We start from the raw sequence: 16,022 nt of genomic DNA on the forward strand, positions 1-16,022 counted from the left end.
GGGCGGCGGCCGCTTGGGCGTTTGAGGACGGAGTGCCCGGGCCACCCCGCCGTCAGCTCGTCGGCAGGGACACGAACTCCATGCGGCCTCCGGCGAGAGCGACGACAGCGGAGACCAGGGCCTGCAGACAGGTGTGTTCGGCCTCCTCGTCGGGCAGGGCGAGATGCTGCGACGAGAGGCCGTCGAAGCCCGCCAGGAAGAACCGGGCGAGGGTCTCCGCCGACTGGTCGAGCTGGTGACCGGCGCGCTCGGCGGCCTCGGTCACCAGCTTCGTCGTCACGGCCGTCACCTCGCGGTAGTGGCCCTCCAGGGCCTCCTGCAGCCGTGGCGTCCGCAGCGCGAACATGGACAGTTCGGTGAGCAGCTGATGGGTGGTCGGCTGCTCGCGCACGGTCTGCCACAGGGCGGCGGCGAGCGCTGTGATCGTCTCCTCGAAGCCGGCGTCCGCGGGCGTCGCCCGTTCGACCTGCGCGATCAGATCATGGGTGAGCTGCTCCATGACGGCCCGGTACAGGTCCTCCTTGGTGCCGAAGGTGTAGTGCACGGTCGCCTGGGCCACACCCAGCTCGGCGGCGATGGCACGGGTGCTTCCGGCAGCCACACCTTCTCTCGTCATGAGGTCGATGGCGGCCTTGATCAGCTGAGGACGGCGCTCGGCCGCGGAAACATGAGCCATGCAGGCATGATAACGACTTAGTCCACTGAATAAGTCGTTCGATCATGTTGCGATTTCCCGAGGTGGGGCACCTGGTGTCTCAGGCGCCGTGGGTCCCCTCCGTGCCGTATCGGGCAAGCATGGTCAGCACCGCTTCGTCGACCGCGTTGGTGTTGGCGGCGTCATCAGGCTCCCAGTGGGCGAGCAGCATCCGCGGCCAGAACACGAAGTTGGAGATCATCCCGAGGAACTGGGTCGCCGCCGTCTCCGCATCATCGAGCCGGGCCGTGCCCGCCGCGTCCTCCGCTGCCAGGTAGCTGCGGACCGATTCGAAGTAGGGCAGCTTGCCGAGCTTGAACTGGGTCTCGCCTAGCTCGGGGAAGCGCGGCACCTCGGCGATGACGATGCGGAAGAGGGCGGCCATGCCGGGCTGGGTGAGCAGGGCCACGTATCGGCGTCCGATGGTCTCAAGTCCTGCGCGGAGGTTCCCCGGCTCGGGGAGGGGTGCCTCCGTGTCGTCGACCTTCCAGTACTCGGTGACGATCGCCTCGAAGAGGGCCGCCTTGGTGGTGAACTGCTTGAACAGGGTCGCCCTCGACACTCCGGCGGCCTCCGCGATACGGGCCAGTGAGGTGCCGTCGTAGCCGGAGTCCAGGAACAGCTTCGTCGCTGCCTCGATGATGGACGGAATTCGTCCTGGACGGGGGCCTGCTGCTCGGCCCCGCACTCCAACCCGAAGCCGACATCGCAGCTTGAGCCGGCAGTGCAGACATCAAGTACTTGCTGGAAGGGGTCAGTTGAAAGCGTCGGTCATGCAGTCCACCCGGCAGCCGGCGGCCTCATAGCGCCGGCGGAGGGCGGCGGCTGCTTCCTCGCGCTCCACGAAGAGGTGTCCGTAGTGCCGGCACGCCACCCTGGTCACGTCTTCGACGGTGACGATGGCCGGTTCGTCGTGTGCGGCTCGGCGGCGTGCTTCGGCGATCGCCATGTCCGCGGCACGCAGCAGGTTTCTGGAGCGGTCCCGGATCAGGGCTGCCTGGGCGCGTTTCGCCGAGAGGGGACGCGTTGCACGTCCGTGCCAGACGAAGCCGACGGCGACAAGGACGAGACCGAGCACTATGAACAGGAGGCCGCCGAGGTCGTAACGCATCTGTCCAGTCTTCACCACTCGGGTGGTGATCGTCATGCCCACGCTGGTGTGACGCTGCCGAGCAGACCCAGAGCGTCGCCCGCTGCGGCCCGCCGCCCGGGCCATCCGTATGAGGGGCCTCGCCGACGGAAGTGCTGGCCGACGCCCGCCGCGACCAGGTCCTGTCGCTTCGATGCAGGGGGATCTCCCGTGATCGCGGATGTGTCACCCCTACGCTTCGGGAATGCGGGAGTTGACGTTGCGTATCCGGGTGGCCGCCTACGTCCTGCGCCGACGCGCGGGACGGCCGGTGGAGTTGCTCGTGTTCGACCACGACGCGGACCTGCCGCCCGGTAGGCACGTTCCGGCGGGGGGTGTGGCCCCGGAGGAGCCTCTGGAAGAGGCAGTGTTGCGGGAAGTCGCGGAGGAGTGCGGACTGACCTGCGTGCGGGTGCTGCGTCCCCTCGCGGAGGAGCACACGCCGCACCCGATCCGCCGCTTCCCCCGCCACACCACCTTCTTCGAACTGGAAGTGAACGACGACGCGGATGTCCCGGATGCGTGGGACCACCACGTGACGGGCGCGGGGCGCGACAACGGCATGACGTTCCACTGCCGTTTCGAGCCGCTGCCCCTGGCCTTCCCATTGGCGGACGGCCAGGACGCCTGGCTGGACCGTCTGGAAGCATGAGCGCCGCCGCCCCCTCGTTCAGCCGTTGATCGTTGCTCCGGCCTGTTGCGACGGCGTAGAGCCCCGAGCCCACGACGAGGTGGTGAGGTTCAGCGAACGCTGAAACCTGCCGCCTTGGTGTCCAGGGTGGTGGTGCCGTCGGTGGCCGTGGCGAGGACGGCGACGCGCCAGGAACCGTGCGGGGAGGAAGCTGAGTCGGCGGCGGTCACCCGGGCCGTGTAGACGCAGCGCACGGTGTCGTTGCCGACGGCCTTGCAGCGGGCCTGCTCCGCCGCGGCCATCTCCTTGACGGTCGGTTCCTTCTCCGCGAGCGAGGAACTCGCCGGATAGGCCAGCACCTTCACGCTCTTGACCCCGGGCGACGCCGTGACCTCGGTGCTGAAGCTGAGCGAGCCGTCCTGGTCCCCGTGCGGGGCGGTGTAGCGGGCGGTGCTGTGGGCCAGGGCGGGGGGCTGGTCTCCGGCGTAGGCGAGGGCGAAAGCTCCGGCGCCGCCGAGGACGATGACACCGGCGGAGAGGGACAGGGCGACACGACGGGACATGAGGTTCTCCGTAAGTGGTCTCGGCGGTGCGGAGCCGGCGCTCTCGGCGGCGCCGCTGCACCGATACTCGCCGAGGGGGGTCGCACCGGACGTGAGCACGGATACTCAACTCAGCCTGGGTAGTCGCAGACCCCTCTGCGTACCGTCACCAGCCTCTCGCTGAGGCGGAGTGGACGCTCAACGGCCCCGGTACAGGGAACCGAGAAGGGGCCGGGCACACTCTGCGTGTTGTAGTCCCTTCGATACTTCGACTCTTCGACACGAGGATGCGCCACACATGATCACGCTCACCAAGGAAGACGGTCCGGCAGACCTGGACGGAGTCACCCACCTGTCCATCGGCGTCTCCTGGGACCCCACCGCCGGCAGCAGCGGCGGAGTACTGGGCAAGCTGCGCCGCAACAGCGGCACCGACCTCGACCTGATCGCCATCGCCATGCAGGGCAAGGAGCCTGTGCGCCTCGCGGGACTCGACTCGCTCGACCCCATGGGCAACGGCTCGCTGGTCCACAGCGGCGACAACCAGACCGGCCGCGGGGACGGCGACGACGAGACGGTGACCGTCGAGTTCGCCCGGATCCCGCCCAACATCACGTCGATCGTGTTCGTCGCCGCCGCGTACAAGAAGGGCAGCTCCTTCCAGAAGGCGCGCAACATCAGCTTCAAGGTCTACGACGCGACCGGCGGCACCTCCCAGCAGGTCGCCGACATCTGGCCGAGCCTGCTCAGCCAGGACAACGGCTGCGCCGTGGCCAAGGCGATCCGTGTCGATGGGAGCTGGAAGCTCCAAGTGATCAACACGACGGGCAAGATCAAGCAGGGGGACGAGCACGCCCTCATGCGCTTCGCCGTCAGCAAGTAGCACGTAGCAAGCACTACGTCACTGAGACGCGGGGGATGGTTGTGAGTGAGGTGCTCTATGGGGAGCGGTCGTGGAATCCGCTGGCCCGAACAGTGGAGTTGACCCCGGACCAGCTGCGGCGAGGGGGCCGGACCACACCGTTGAGTGAGCTGAACCTCGCCGCCATGGCGGAGGCGTTCCAGCGTGGGTGCTGGCTCGGTGGTGGAGGCGCGGAGCGCCCGCTGGAGCGACTGCCGGAGGAGACCGGGGTGGTGCCGCTGACCCGCGTGACAGGCACCACCACGCCTGTCAGGGCGCGTCGGGCGGCCGAGTTCGCCCACGCGCTGGGGGAGTTGGCGGTTGGGCAGTGCGGTGGGCCCGACCGGGTGGCGGCCCTCGGGGCCCAGGCCCGGGCCGAGGGAGTGCCGTTGTGGATCGCGCGACGGTTCGCGACCGGCCCCGCCGGGCCGATCACCGTCGCGGTGGACCGGCGCCTGGTGCGCGTGGATGTCTGGGGGCCGCACGCTCCCGTCGTACGGATCCGGGCGCCCCAGGGTTTCGTCCGCGAGACCCCCGATCCGTCCAAGGGGCTGTGCCTGACGGTCGGCGACACCCCGGCCCGGCTCGGGCTGACGAAGAAGCTGCGCAAGTCCAAGTGCCGGGTGGAGGTGCGACTGTCCGGGCAGCACTGGGTGTTGCGGCGGGAGAACGCGGTGAGTTCGTGGCTGCTGCGTGACGAACGGCGGGTCGCCCTGCTGACGCGGCCCCCGCGGCGACCGGTGCCCGACCCGGACTCGGTACTGCTGCCGCTGTCCCCGGTGCGGTACGAGAGCTCCGACCCGCTGGATGCTGTCATGGCACAGGTCTTCGCCGTCTCCTTCGGCCTCGGGGACGGGACGGGTCTCGCGCGGTTCCGGGCGGAGCGGCGCCCGGTGACGGGGGGTGAGCCGATCGCCGCCGACGACGACTGGGACCGCGCCTGGTTCAGCAACCTCGGCACGGGGAGCGACGACAACGAATCCGGCGGCGGTGACGGCTGGGGCTCGGACGGCGGTGACGGTGGCGACGGCGGTAGCGATGGTGGGGGTGACGGCGGAGGCGACTAGGGCCTGTCCGGCGGATCATGCCGGTGAGCGGGGTCTGGCACGCCGGCCTGCGGCGTTGTCGTCGGTTGCCGACGCTCCGCGTCGCCGCCCTCCTCCGCCTTGCAGGCCAACGCACCAGACCCCGCTCACCGGCATCAGATAGGTACCGCCCGCTTCCTGAGACCTGATCCGCCGGACAGGCCCTAGGCGGTGTGTGCCGCCCCACCTGCCGGCCTTTCCCTTCGTCTGCTCAACCTGGTCCGGGCAGGAGGGCACGCAGGGGCGACAGTTCTGACTCAGGTGATCATCGCGGGACAAGCCTCAGTTGAGGGGTGACTCGTCGGCGAGCTGATTGTTGCGGTCGATCTCCGGCATGTGCCTCTCGGCCCAGTCCCGCAGAGCGGAGAGCGGCGCTTCGAGGGACAGGCCGAGCGCCGTGAGCCGGTAGTGGACGGCGGGCGGCACGGTGGGCTCCACGCGACGGGCGACCAGACCGTCGCGCACCAGGCTCTGCAGGGTGACGGAGAGCATCTTCTGCGAGATGCCCGGGATCCGGCGCCGCAGCTCCGCGAAACGCAGCTCGCCCGGCGCCTCCTCGGCCAGTGTTTTGACCGTCATCGACGTCCACTTGGTGCCGATGCGGTCCAGCAACTGGCGCGTCGGGCAGTCGGGATCCATCAGGTCGCCGCGCTCACCGGGCCTTGCCCTGGTCACCTGGTGCTCACCACCTGAAGGGAAAGTGCCGTCTTGGGGGGATCAGGCTAGTTCCCTACCGTGACCTTGTCACCTTTCCTCACCACCTCTTTGGAGGGCCCCGCCATGCCTGAGCTGCGACGCATCCCGGTCAACGGTGTCGAACTGAACGTCGCCCTCGCCGGGTCGGGCCCGGCCGTCCTGTTGCTGCACGGCTTCCCGCACACCTGGGAGCTGTGGACGGACGTCATGGCCGATCTGGCCGCCCGCCACCGGGTCATCGCGCCGGACCTGCGCGGATTCGGCGCGAGCGACCGGGCCGAATCCGGGTACGACGCGGGCACGCTTGCCGAGGATGCCGCGGCGCTGCTCGCCGCCCTCGACATCTCCTCGGCCGCGGTGGTGGGCATCGACGCCGGTACAGCGCCGGCGTTCCTCCTCGCCCTGCGCCGGCCCGGTCTCGTCCGGCGCCTCGTCGTCATGGAGGCCGTGCTGGGCAGGCTGCCCGGCGCCGAGGAGTTCCTCGCCGACGGCCCGCCGTGGTGGTTCGGCTTCCACGCCGCCGAACCCGGCCTCGCCGAGACCGTGCTGGAGGGACACGAGGCCACTTACGTCGACTGGTTCCTGCGCGCCGGCACGCTCGGCGACGGGGTGCCTCCCGCTGTCCGCGACGCCTTCGTCCGCGCGTACACCGGCCGCCAGGCGCTGCGCTGTGCCTTCTCGTACTACCGGGCCCTGCCCGAGAGCGCGGTGCAGATCGAGCGGGCAGTCGCCACCGCCCGCCTGACGGTGCCGACCATGGCGCTGGGTGCCCGGCCTGTCGGTACGGCGCTGGAACGCCAACTCCGTCCGGTCACCGACGATCTGACCGGGCATGTCATCGAGGACTGCGGCCACATCATCCCGCTGCACCGGCCGCGTGCCCTGCTCGCGCTGCTGCGCCCGTTCCTGGCCGGCGAGGACGCGCGCGCGGCATGACCGGGGCCCGGCGCCGGATCCTCATCGGCGGGAGAGGTTGACCTTCACGCATGGGTCAAGGCCTAGCGTCGGCGATATGAAGTCCTCTGCGAAGAACGGTTCGTTGCCTGCCTTGTCCAGCTCGCCCAGCACCGGTTTGGAGGTGCGCCTCGCCGCACGGCCCGTCGGGCTCCCGACCCTGGACCATTTCGACGTCGTCGAGGTTGACGTCCCAGCCCCCGTACCGGGCGAGGTGCAGGTTCGTAACCTGTTCATGTCACTCGATCCCGGCATGCTCATGCTGATCGCGGGCGGGTCCTCGCTGCCGATGCCACGCTATGAGGTGGGCGAGGTGATGTACGGAGACGCGCTCGGCGAGGTGGTCGCCTCGGCAGACCCGTCGCTGAGCGAGGGAGACCTGGTGGTGCATCGGCTCGGCTGGCGCGAGTACGCCGTGGCCGAGGCCAGTGCGTTCCGCCGCGTGGACAAGGCCGCTTACCCCAGCCCGTCCATGCACCTGGGGTTCGGGCTGGTCGCCTACATAGGGCTCATGGACGCGGCAGGGCTGCAACCGGGCGACACCGTTTTCGTCTCCAGCGCGGCTGGAGCGACGGGCAGCATGGCGGGCCAGATCGCTCGGCTCAAGGGAGCCCGCCGGGTGGTCGGAAGCGCCGGCTCTGCTGACAAGGTTGCCCACCTCACGGGGAAGCTCGGGTTCGACGCGGCCTTCGACTACCACGACGGCCCGGTACTCGACCGGCTGCGCGAAGCGGCCCCAGAGGGCATCGACGTCTACTTCGACAACGTGGGAGGCGAGCAACTGCGCGCCGCCATCGAGGTCATGAACGTGCACGGCCGTATCGCGGTCTGCGGAGCCCTCAACCGGCAGAGCACCGCTCGCCCCGACGAGGGCCCCGGTGACCTGCTGAATGTCCTCGGCAAACGCCTGACCATCCGCGGCTTCACCCTGTGGGACCACCTCGACCGGGCCGCGGAGTTCGGCGAACAGTTCCGCGACTGGCTGCGCGAGGGATCCATCGTCTACGACGAGACAGTGATCAGCGGGCTGGAGAGCGCACCCGAGGCACTCCTCGACCTCGTCCGCGGCCGGCACACCGGGAAGACCGTGGTGCGGCTCGGGAGTTGACCACAAGGCCTACGTCACGCCCGACAATCACCCCGGAGGTGGCCGCGTGTTGATCGGTGAACTTGCCGCACAGACAGGGACCACGACCCGCGCCCTGCGCTACTACGAGGAGCAGGGCCTGCTGGAGTCCGACCGGGCGCCGTCGGGCTACCGCGTCTACGGCCCGCATGCGGTGACCAGGGTCCGCAACGTCCGCGACCTGCTTGCCTCCGGGTTCACCGTGGAGAACGTCAAGTCCTTCGTGCGCTACCTCGACACCGATCTGCCAGAGGTCTTCGAGTACTCGCCGTTGTGTGCCGACGGCTACGGCATCGGCACACAACGGGTGGCTGAACTGGAGGAGAAGATCGCAGCATTGACACGGCTGCGCGACACCCTCGTTCACCGGATGCCCTGGTTGGCGACGCCCAGTGATGTGCCGCAGCAAGGAGCCGCCTGAACCGGCAAGCCCAGAAGGACGAAGCCCCAGGGTGACACGTTCCGGTCAGCTTTCCAGGCGAAGAAGTTCCTCCTGGTCCAAGCGGATGCTGAGCTGGATTCCCAGCTCGCGAAACCCCAGCGCCCGGGCAACGTTCCGGGAAGCCATCGGACGGGCACGCCACTGCGGGAGCAGACCGTCGGCGAATGCCTGCGCCACCGCCGCAGAAGCGACCTGCCGCGCCAGCCCGCGGCCTCTTTCCCCCGGCGCGGTGAGCACGCACAAGTGGGCGGCTGCCGAGGGCCAGGCTTGAAACCCCGCCGCGGCCACCACGTCCGCGCCCCTGCGCACGACGAACGCGGCGGAGGTGATGCCGTCCATCCCGCTCTCACCGGCGTCCTCGGACGGCACCGACTTCACCAACGCCATCAAGTCCCGATGCCCGGGGGCGAGCCGTTCCACGGACCGGCTCGCCGGCGCCGGGCGGAAACCCGCACGTGACACGTATCCCAAGATCGCCGGCCCCAGCATCTCGGTCACCGGCAACACGGGCCGAACCGCTTCTGAAGACGTCAGAGAGCCGGTCGGCAACCCGGCCAGAATCCGACGCAGAACCTGCGCCTCCCTGTCGGTCGTCGTCGTGACGAGCGCCGACTCGCCCAGCACCACCATCCCAGCCCACGACGGCGGAGCGATCTGCGAGGCGGGCGAGGCGACCACGCTCAAGCCCCCCGCCGGGGGAAACGACACCGGCGCGGCGGCCAACGTCTCCCACACGCCCTGAGCCTGCTTGAGCAACGGATCAACAGCCATCAGCCGATCCTGCCACCCGAGGTCACAGACGCCGAGGGATTCCGCTGCAGCGGTCGTCAGCCGTCTCGTGGGGCATACGCAGGCCGGGCCGAAATGGAGTGCGGCAGCTCCTGACATTGCGTCATGTGAGGTGCCCTGGGCGGGGGTTGCCTCGATGTCATGTCCGTTGCCCCTGGCGGTGTTACCGTCGCGCCATGTCCAAGATCGAGATTGACGCGATAGCCGCCGAGTTCTTCGGAGCCTTCGACAACCGCGGCGGCAAGGCCGCGGACGTGGCCCGGATCCGTCGGCTGGTCATTCCGGGTGGGGTGATCGTGCTGACCGGTCCGAATTACACGGTCTACACCGTGGACGAGTTCATCGAGCCACGCGAACGCCTGCTGGCCGACGGCCGGTTGGTCGAGTTCTCGGAGTGGGAGACTTCCGAGCGAACCGAGATCGCGGGCGACATCGCGTCGCGCTTCGGCGAGTACCGGAAGGCCGGCATCCTGGACGGCGAGCCGTTCGAAGGCGGCGGCAGCAAGACCATCCAGTTCGTCCGCACCCCGGAGGGTTGGCGGATCGCGGCGTTCTCCTGGTACGACCAGCCCTGAGGGGGCACGGGTCGCGGCGGTCCGAGCGGGTGACGCCCCGCTGACACGCCGCAGAGATCAACGATGCGCCCCGAGTGAGAACCGCGGCCTCCGATTCGATGCAGCTCGAATACTTCGACGCGCTGGCGCAGAGGTGACAGCGTGAATCGCGACCCGGACTGCCGGGCCGACGGTAGCTGTCATGAGCCGGCGCTGGGTCGGCCGCATCGATGAGTTCAGGGGGAGCAGGCACATGGCATTTGGAGAGCACCCAAGCCAGAGGCGGCGCGCATGGGTTCGTGGCGTCGTGGCCGCCACGGTGGGCCTGGCCGCCACCTTGACGATGTCCGGTGCAGCCACCGCCGAGTCGGAGTCCGGGGCTCCCACGGCTTCACAGGCAAGAGAGCTGAGCGCTGCCGAGGCGACGACGTTGCAGAACCGGGTTGATTCCTACCTGGCCCGTTTGGGCGGGACGCAGATCGCTCCCGACCGTATTCAGTTGGCGAAAGGAGTCGTCCTGAAGCTTGCCCTGCCGACTGCCGCCGGCGGAGTCGGCAGCGCGTCCCGGACGGCGGCGTACGACTGCAAGTACAAACACTTCTGCGCCTACAGCGAGCCCTATTTCACGGGCGATGTCATCGACATGATCGCTTGCGCCAGTTACAGCATCCCCTGGTTCGGCGACGGATCGTGGCAGAACCATCAAACCCTGGGAACCCGTGCCCAGTTCAGGGACTACCAGTTCATCGTCCGTTGGACCGACAGCGGCGCTCCTACCGAGGACGACGTCGCCGACTGGTCTTGGGTCTACTACGTGACGAACTGCTGAGGCCCCGGACGTCAGCCTTCCGGGTGGCCGTCGTAGACGCGGATTTTGTACTCGGTGGCCTCCAGCGCCAGGCCGAGTTCACGGATCTGCCGCGTGATGCGGTCTCGCTGGTCGAGCATCATGCGACGGCGTTCCGGGATGGTGCTCGGGCCCTGCTCGACGAGCAGGATGTAGCGCTTGAGGTCGGTCATGGTCATCCCGGACAGGCGCATCCGGGTGAGGAAGACGAGGCGGCGCAGGTCGAACGCGGAGTACTCGCGGTACCCGGAGGCGTTGCGAGCGGGCCGCACGAGTCCCTCCTGCTCGTAGTAGCGGAGGGTGTGTGTCGACAGGCCGACGAGCCGGGCGGCCTCGGCGACGCTCTTGGGCGTCTCCGAGGCCTCGATCGTGGCGTCGTCGAGCAGCTCGTGCAGCGCGTCGATCGCCGACGAGGACGGCCCGTCGCTGGCAGCGAGGATGCGTTCGATCAGCGCTTCGGTGGCCATGGCGGACAGCGTACGGCGATCAGAACGCGCGGGCCGCGGGCGGCATGCCCGGGAAGTCCGCCGACTCGCTCACGGACGCCCATTTCTCGACGTCTTCGAGCGCGCCACGGTAGACGCGGGTGAGATTGCGAACCGCCTCGGCGCCGAGCGGGAGCCGGAGCGGCGCGTCGGGGGTGTCGAGCATGTCGCGGATCACGCGGGCGGCGCGTGCCGGGTCGCCCTCCTGGATGCCGTCGGCCTCGGCCATGTTCGCGCGCACGGCACCGATGGCCTCGTCGTAGATCGCGCTCTGCTGCGCGGTGTTGAGCACGTCGGCGGCGTTGAACGCGGTGCGGAAGCGACTGGGCTCGACGATGAGGACGCGGATGCCGAACGGTGCGACCTCACCCGCGAGCGCCTCCGACCAGCCCTCGAGCGCGAACTTGCCGGCCGAGTAGCTGCCGACGGCGGGGAACGACATCCGCCCGCCCTGGCTGCTCATCTGCACGATCGCACCCGAGCGACGCTCCCGAAGGTGGGGCAGCACGGCACGCACATAGGCGGCCGGGCCGAACAGGTGCTGCTCGAGCATGGCCCGCAGCGCGGTATCCGTGATCTCTTCGGCAGCGCCGACCTGTCCGGCACCGGCATTGTTGACGAGCACGTCGACACGCCCGAACACCTCCAGCGCCCGCTGCACGACCACGTCCGCTCCCGCCGTGTCGCGCACATCGTGCTCGACGGCGAGGAACCGATCACCGTACCGGGCCTTGAGCCCGTCGAACCGGTCGGCCCGTCGCGCGGTCCCGACCACCTGCTCGCCGGCCTCGAGTGCCGCCTCGGCGAGCGCCAGGCCGAGGCCCGAACTCGCGCCCGTGATGATCCATGTCTTCGTGTCGTTCGTCGTGGTCATGGCTGTGACGCTAAAGGTTCGAGCGCGCTTGAAAGCAAGCCGCACTCAGGTGCCGGGGGCGACGAGCCGTGAGGCGCGCCTTCCACCGTCGCAGGATCGTCCTCGCCCTCTGGGCCGTGGTGGTCGCCGCCACCAGCGCGCAGACGCCGGGCTCACGGTGTCGGTGGGCGGTCAGGCCTACAACAGCACCGGTGGAGCGGGGTGTCACGTCCGGGGCCTGTCGAGCCCAGCCGTCTCGCAGGCCCCGGACGTAGGCGCGGGCCGCCCGGCCCCGGGGGAGGGAGGCCGGTGTGCGATGACGGCCCGCGCGGAGCCGGGCGGGGGCGGCCGCCACCCTCGCAGGAGGCTGCCCGCGCCCGGCCGTACTGGACGCGTCAGCCGGCGGTCATCGCCGTTGCCGCGTACGTCAAGGAGATCAGGGCCACTACGACCGCCGGGACGGCCCGGGGCAGCGGGTCGCCGTGGCGCAGGTGGACCACCGCCGCCGCGGCCATCAGCAGAGTGAGGCCTGTCGCGGCGGCCACGCCCAGCGGCGTCCAGGTCAGCCCCGTCAGCACACCGGCGACCCCGGCCACCTCCAGCGCGCCGACCACGCGATAGAGCCGGACCGGCATGCCGAAATGGGCCGCCGCCTGGCGCATGACCGGGGCCGCGGCGAGCTTTGCCAGCCCCAGCGGAAGGAAGACCAGGGACAGGACGACGGCGAGCACGGTGGTCATGAGGCGGACCTGCCCTTGCGGCGCTCCTCGCCCAGCCGGACGTAGTGGTCGATGAGGTCGGGGCTGTCCACGGTGGCCGGATTGACGACCTCCGCCACCGCGGCGCCCTGGAGCAGCCGCTTGATCGGGACCTCCAGCTTCTTGCCGGTACGCGTGTGCGGGATGCCCGGCACTTCGAGGATCTCGTCGGGGACGTGGCGGGGTGAGGTGCCGGTACGGATGGCGTCCTTGATCCTCTCCCGGAGGGTGTCGTCGAGTTCGACGCCCGCCGCCGGGACCACGAACAGCGGCATCCAGTAGCCGCCGTCCGGTTCCTCCGCGCCGATGACCAGGGCCTCGGCGATCTCGGGGAGACGTTCGACGACGTCATGGATGTCGGCGCTGCCGAGCCGTACCCCGTTGCGGTTGAGCGTCGAGTCGGAGCGGCCGTGGACGATCACCGAGCCGTGGCCCGTGACCGTGATCCAGTCGCCGTGCCGCCAGACGCCGGAGTACGCCGAGAAGTAGGCGTCGCGGTAGCGGGCGCCCTCCGGGTCGTTCCAGAAGTACAGCGGCATCGAGGGCATGGGGCGCGTGACGACCAGCTCGCCGACCTGGTCGATGACGGGAAAGCCCTCGGCGTCGTACGCGGCCAGCGCCACACCCAGGTTCGGCGCCGACAACTCGCCCGCCCAGACCGGGGTGTTGGGGGCGCTGCCCGCGAATCCGGAGACGATGTCGGTGCCGCCGCTGATGGAGGCCAGCAGGACGTGGTCGCCCACGTGCTCGCGGACCCAGGGGTAGGCGGAGGCGGGCAGCGTCGAGCCCGTGCAGCCGACGACGCGGATCGACGACAGGTCGTGGACGGACGGGTCGATGCCGAACTTGGCCATGCCGAGCAGGTATTGGGGACTGGTGCCGAACACGGTGACCCGGTGACGGGCGGCGAGTTCCCAGAGGCGGTCGAGTTTGGCGAAGGGGGCCGGGCTGCCGTCGTAGGTGCAGGTGGTGGCGCCGGTCAGGAGGGTGGAGACGACCAGGTTCCACATCATCCAGTGAGTGGTGGTGTACCAGAGGAGGCGGTCGCCGGGGCCCAGATCCGAATGGAGTCCCAGGGTTTTCAGGTGCTCAAGGAGCACGCCGCCGTGACCGTGGACGATGCCCTTGGGCAGGCCGGTGGTGCCGGAGGAGAACACGACCCACAGCGGATGGTCGAACGGCACCGGCACACAGGCGAGTTCCTCGGTACGGGTGGAGGCGTCCTCCCAGGGCACCACCAGCGACGGGTACGCCCGCGACGGCCAGGGCAGGCCCATGTGGTCGACCAGCAGGGTGGCCTTCAACGTGGGCAGGGCGTGGGCGAGTTCGAGGACTTCTTCGCGACGGTCGTGGGTGGTGCCGTTGAAGAGGTAGCCGTCGGCGGCGATCAGGACGGTGGGTTCGAGCTGGGCGAAGCGGTCGGCGGCGGCCTTGGGGGCGTAGTCCTGTCCGCACACCGACCAGACGGCGCCCAGGCTCGCGGCGGCGAGGAACGCGACGATGGCGTGCGGGGTGTTGGGCAGATAGCCGACGACCCGGTCACCCTTGCCGACACCGAGGTCGCGCAGGGTGGCGGCGACGGACGCCACCAGGGCACGCAACCGGGCGCCGGTCACCTCGTACCCGGCACCGGTCTCGTCGAGGGCGAGGATCGCCGTGTCGTCGTCGCGGACGTTGCGCAGCGCGTGGTGGGCGTAGTTGAGCGTCGCGCCGGGAAACCACCGGGCGCCGGGCATGCCGTCCTCGGCCAGCACCTGCTCGTACGGGGTGTCGGCGTCGATGCCGAAGTACTCCCACACCGCGCCCCAGAAGCTCTCCAGATGGGAGACCGACCAGCGATGCAGGGCGGCATAGTCGGTGCCGTCCCCCCCGACATAGCGGGCGAAGTCCGCGATGCGACTGGCGGCCACCGTCTCCGGATCGGGGGTGAAGAAGGGCGTACTCATCGCGTCGTACTCCTCAACAGGCTTTTGGGGGCCGTCCGTGCGGACGGGACGGGGCTTCGGGTGGTGTGCAGCAGGGAGGCCCAGGCGGCGGTCGACGTGAAGTCGTGACTGCCCGAGGGGAGGACGTCCATGACGATGCGGTCGGGCCGCAGCAGGACCGCGTCCGCGTGTCCGCCGCGCAGCCAGGCGGCGAGGGTGCCGTCGTCGCCGAGGTCGGCCACGCAGAGCGCGCGTATGCCGAGGCTGTGGGCGAGCGCGGTCAGGGAAGGGGTGGGGTCGGAGGCGGTCAGCACGGTGAAGGAGTCGCCGAGCGCCTCGTCGAGACGGGTGGGCCGTCCGTCGACGCTCACCCGTGGTTGCGGACAGTGCGTGCCCGGCAGACGTCGGCGGACCCCGCGCCGCACGAGCGGTCCGGCGGTGAGCGGCGGGCTGAGGTCGCGGCCGGCGAGCTCGGTGAGGCCGGGTATGCGGCAGGCGGCGGCCAGTGCCCGGCGGCGGAAGGCGGCGGCGCCGTCCTGGCCGCCGGTCATGGCCCAGCCCATGGCGACCGCGAGGCGGACCACGTGCCGTGCGTGCGGCTTGCGTTCGCTCTCGTACGTGTCCAACAGCCGTTCGTCGCCGCCCTGTTGGAGGACACGGGCGAGTTTCCAGGTGAGGTTGTAGGCGTCCCGCAGCCCGGAGCACAGACCCTGCCCGATGAACGGCGGGGTGAGGTGGGCGGCGTCGCCGAGCAGGAAGACCCGGCCGCTGCGCCAGCGGTCGGCGACGCGGGCCCGGAAGGTGTACTCCGTCTCGCGGACGACGTCGAAGTCCCCGTCGTACGAGGGCGGCAGCCACGGAGCGATCAGCTCACGGACCGTCTCCTGTCCTTCCCCGAGCCGGAACTCCCAGCGGTAGCGGTGCTCGCTCACGCGCATGAAGGTGGCCGGCCGGGCCCGGTCGCAGACCTGGTCGACGCCCTCCCAGCAGCGGACGGGACCTGTCGTGTCGACGTCGATGACCTTCCAGCGCTCCTCGAAGCGCAGGTCCTCCCACACGCCGCCGATCGCCTCGCGGGTGAGGCTGTTGGCGCCGTCGCAGCCGAGGACCGCGTCGGCCCACAGCTCGTGATCGCCGGTGTCGTCGCGGTAGGTGACACGGACGGGGCCGGTGGAGGCCGGGCCGATGCCGGTGACCTCCACGCCACCGCGCAGTTCGCTCTCCGGCCGCCCGGCCAGGGCGTCGCGCAGTACGCGTTCCAGCTCGGGCTGGTCGAACATGCTGGTCTGCGGGTAGCCGTGGTGGCCGTGCTCGGTGCGCCGGAACTCGGCCATCACCCGGTGCCGGGCGTCCAGCAGCCGCAGCCCCTGCGCCGGTCGGGAGATCGCGGCGAACTCCTCACCGACGCCCGCCGCTTGGAGGATCCGGTGGATCTCGTCGTCGCTGGCGACGGCGCGGGGGAGCGGGTAGACGTGCTGGTGGCGCTCGAGGACGACACTGCGGACGCCGCGCCGGGCCAGGAGGAGGGCGGCGGTCACGCCCACCGGCCCGGCCCCGACGATCACGACGGGCACACGTGCGGCTTCATCGACGGTCATGTGCGGCTCACCT

The 16,022-nt window shown here is 70.1% G+C and carries 19 protein-coding genes; 8 read left to right on the plus strand and 11 right to left on the minus strand.

What is annotated here, in order from left to right; genetic code table 11:
- Positions 1-52 precede the first annotated feature (52 nt).
- The 3 genes from CRP56_RS40580 to CRP56_RS40590 form a co-directional block, all read right to left on the minus strand.
- Complete coding sequence (locus CRP56_RS40580; protein ID WP_097272803.1) at positions 53-676, minus strand: TetR/AcrR family transcriptional regulator; 624 nt, start codon at positions 674-676, stop codon at positions 53-55.
- Between the two features lie 79 nt (positions 677-755).
- Positions 756-1,382, minus strand: coding sequence for a TetR/AcrR family transcriptional regulator (locus tag CRP56_RS40585; protein WP_097272805.1), 627 nt, complete (start codon positions 1,380-1,382; stop codon positions 756-758).
- Positions 1,383-1,448: 66 nt separating this feature from the next.
- The gene (locus CRP56_RS40590) at positions 1,449-1,841 is read right to left on the minus strand and encodes a hypothetical protein (protein WP_097272807.1); all 393 of its coding nucleotides are present in this window, start codon (positions 1,839-1,841) and stop codon (positions 1,449-1,451) included.
- A 187-nt stretch (positions 1,842-2,028) separates the two neighbouring features.
- Here CRP56_RS40590 and CRP56_RS40595 point away from each other — a divergent pair, with 187 nt between their 5' ends.
- Positions 2,029-2,475, plus strand: coding sequence for an NUDIX domain-containing protein (locus CRP56_RS40595; protein ID WP_097272809.1), 447 nt, complete (start codon positions 2,029-2,031; stop codon positions 2,473-2,475).
- Positions 2,476-2,564: 89 nt separating this feature from the next.
- On the opposite strand, the gene CRP56_RS40600 is transcribed toward CRP56_RS40595, so the two are convergent.
- Positions 2,565-3,017, minus strand: a complete 453-nt coding sequence (locus CRP56_RS40600; protein WP_097272811.1) for a DUF5707 domain-containing protein — start codon at positions 3,015-3,017, stop codon at positions 2,565-2,567.
- A 277-nt stretch (positions 3,018-3,294) separates the two neighbouring features.
- On the opposite strand from CRP56_RS40600, the gene CRP56_RS40605 reads away from it, so the two are divergent.
- Together CRP56_RS40605 and CRP56_RS40610 are read left to right on the plus strand one after the other, a co-directional pair.
- Positions 3,295-3,879 carry a TerD family protein gene (locus tag CRP56_RS40605; protein ID WP_097272813.1) on the plus strand — a complete coding sequence of 195 codons (585 nt, stop codon included), beginning with the start codon at positions 3,295-3,297 and terminating at the stop codon, positions 3,877-3,879.
- A gap of 140 nt (positions 3,880-4,019) precedes the next feature.
- Complete coding sequence (locus CRP56_RS40610; RefSeq protein ID WP_257041649.1) at positions 4,020-4,964, plus strand: hypothetical protein; 945 nt, start codon at positions 4,020-4,022, stop codon at positions 4,962-4,964.
- Positions 4,965-5,264: 300 nt separating this feature from the next.
- Here the strand turns inward: CRP56_RS40610 and CRP56_RS40615 are convergent, their stop codons facing one another.
- Positions 5,265-5,621: a winged helix-turn-helix transcriptional regulator gene (locus CRP56_RS40615; RefSeq protein WP_097272815.1), complete on the minus strand. Its 357-nt coding sequence runs from the start codon at positions 5,619-5,621 to the stop codon at positions 5,265-5,267.
- A gap of 141 nt (positions 5,622-5,762) precedes the next feature.
- Here CRP56_RS40615 and CRP56_RS40620 point away from each other — a divergent pair, with 141 nt between their 5' ends.
- The 3 genes from CRP56_RS40620 to CRP56_RS40630 all read left to right on the plus strand — a co-directional run bounded on the left by CRP56_RS40620 (position 5,763) and on the right by CRP56_RS40630 (position 8,179).
- The gene (locus CRP56_RS40620) at positions 5,763-6,614 is read left to right on the plus strand and encodes an alpha/beta fold hydrolase (RefSeq protein ID WP_097272817.1); all 852 of its coding nucleotides are present in this window, start codon (positions 5,763-5,765) and stop codon (positions 6,612-6,614) included.
- 76 nt (positions 6,615-6,690) lie between these two features.
- Positions 6,691-7,740: an NADP-dependent oxidoreductase gene (locus CRP56_RS40625; RefSeq protein WP_097272819.1), complete on the plus strand. Its 1,050-nt coding sequence runs from the start codon at positions 6,691-6,693 to the stop codon at positions 7,738-7,740.
- A gap of 46 nt (positions 7,741-7,786) precedes the next feature.
- Entirely contained in the window at positions 7,787-8,179 is a 393-nt protein-coding gene (locus CRP56_RS40630) for a MerR family transcriptional regulator (RefSeq protein ID WP_097272821.1), read from the plus strand.
- A gap of 45 nt (positions 8,180-8,224) precedes the next feature.
- Here CRP56_RS40630 and CRP56_RS40635 read toward each other — a convergent pair whose 3' ends face one another.
- Positions 8,225-8,971 (minus strand): GNAT family N-acetyltransferase, encoded by a 747-nt coding sequence (locus CRP56_RS40635; RefSeq protein WP_097272823.1) that lies wholly within the window; start codon positions 8,969-8,971, stop codon positions 8,225-8,227.
- Between the two features lie 194 nt (positions 8,972-9,165).
- Here CRP56_RS40635 and CRP56_RS40640 point away from each other — a divergent pair, with 194 nt between their 5' ends.
- A complete protein-coding gene (locus tag CRP56_RS40640; protein WP_097272826.1) occupies positions 9,166-9,564 on the plus strand; it encodes a nuclear transport factor 2 family protein in 399 nt (132 codons plus the stop codon).
- A gap of 286 nt (positions 9,565-9,850) precedes the next feature.
- Positions 9,851-10,372, plus strand: coding sequence for a hypothetical protein (locus CRP56_RS40645; protein ID WP_143664980.1), 522 nt, complete (start codon positions 9,851-9,853; stop codon positions 10,370-10,372).
- An 11-nt stretch (positions 10,373-10,383) separates the two neighbouring features.
- On the opposite strand, the gene CRP56_RS40650 is transcribed toward CRP56_RS40645, so the two are convergent.
- From CRP56_RS40650 to mhpA, 5 genes are all read right to left on the minus strand, one after another.
- The gene (locus CRP56_RS40650) at positions 10,384-10,857 is read right to left on the minus strand and encodes a MerR family transcriptional regulator (RefSeq protein ID WP_097272830.1); all 474 of its coding nucleotides are present in this window, start codon (positions 10,855-10,857) and stop codon (positions 10,384-10,386) included.
- A 19-nt stretch (positions 10,858-10,876) separates the two neighbouring features.
- Complete coding sequence (locus CRP56_RS40655; protein WP_097272832.1) at positions 10,877-11,749, minus strand: SDR family NAD(P)-dependent oxidoreductase; 873 nt, start codon at positions 11,747-11,749, stop codon at positions 10,877-10,879.
- A gap of 374 nt (positions 11,750-12,123) precedes the next feature.
- A complete protein-coding gene (locus tag CRP56_RS40660) occupies positions 12,124-12,468 on the minus strand; it encodes a DoxX family protein (protein ID WP_097272834.1) in 345 nt (114 codons plus the stop codon).
- Positions 12,465-14,432 (minus strand): acetoacetate--CoA ligase, encoded by a 1,968-nt coding sequence (locus tag CRP56_RS40665; RefSeq protein WP_097272836.1) that lies wholly within the window; start codon positions 14,430-14,432, stop codon positions 12,465-12,467. Before CRP56_RS40665 ends, CRP56_RS40660 begins: the two co-directional genes overlap by 4 nt.
- On the minus strand, positions 14,429-16,009 hold the full coding sequence (gene mhpA / locus CRP56_RS40670) for a bifunctional 3-(3-hydroxy-phenyl)propionate/3-hydroxycinnamic acid hydroxylase MhpA (protein ID WP_097272838.1): 1,581 nt from the start codon (positions 16,007-16,009) through the stop codon (positions 14,429-14,431). The genes CRP56_RS40665 and mhpA overlap by 4 nt, the downstream gene beginning before the upstream one ends.
- Positions 16,010-16,022 lie beyond the last annotated feature (13 nt).

It is taken from the genome of Streptomyces sp. TLI_55, assembly GCF_900206255.1.
GTDB classification, from domain to species: domain Bacteria; phylum Actinomycetota; class Actinomycetes; order Streptomycetales; family Streptomycetaceae; genus Streptomyces; species Streptomyces aquilus.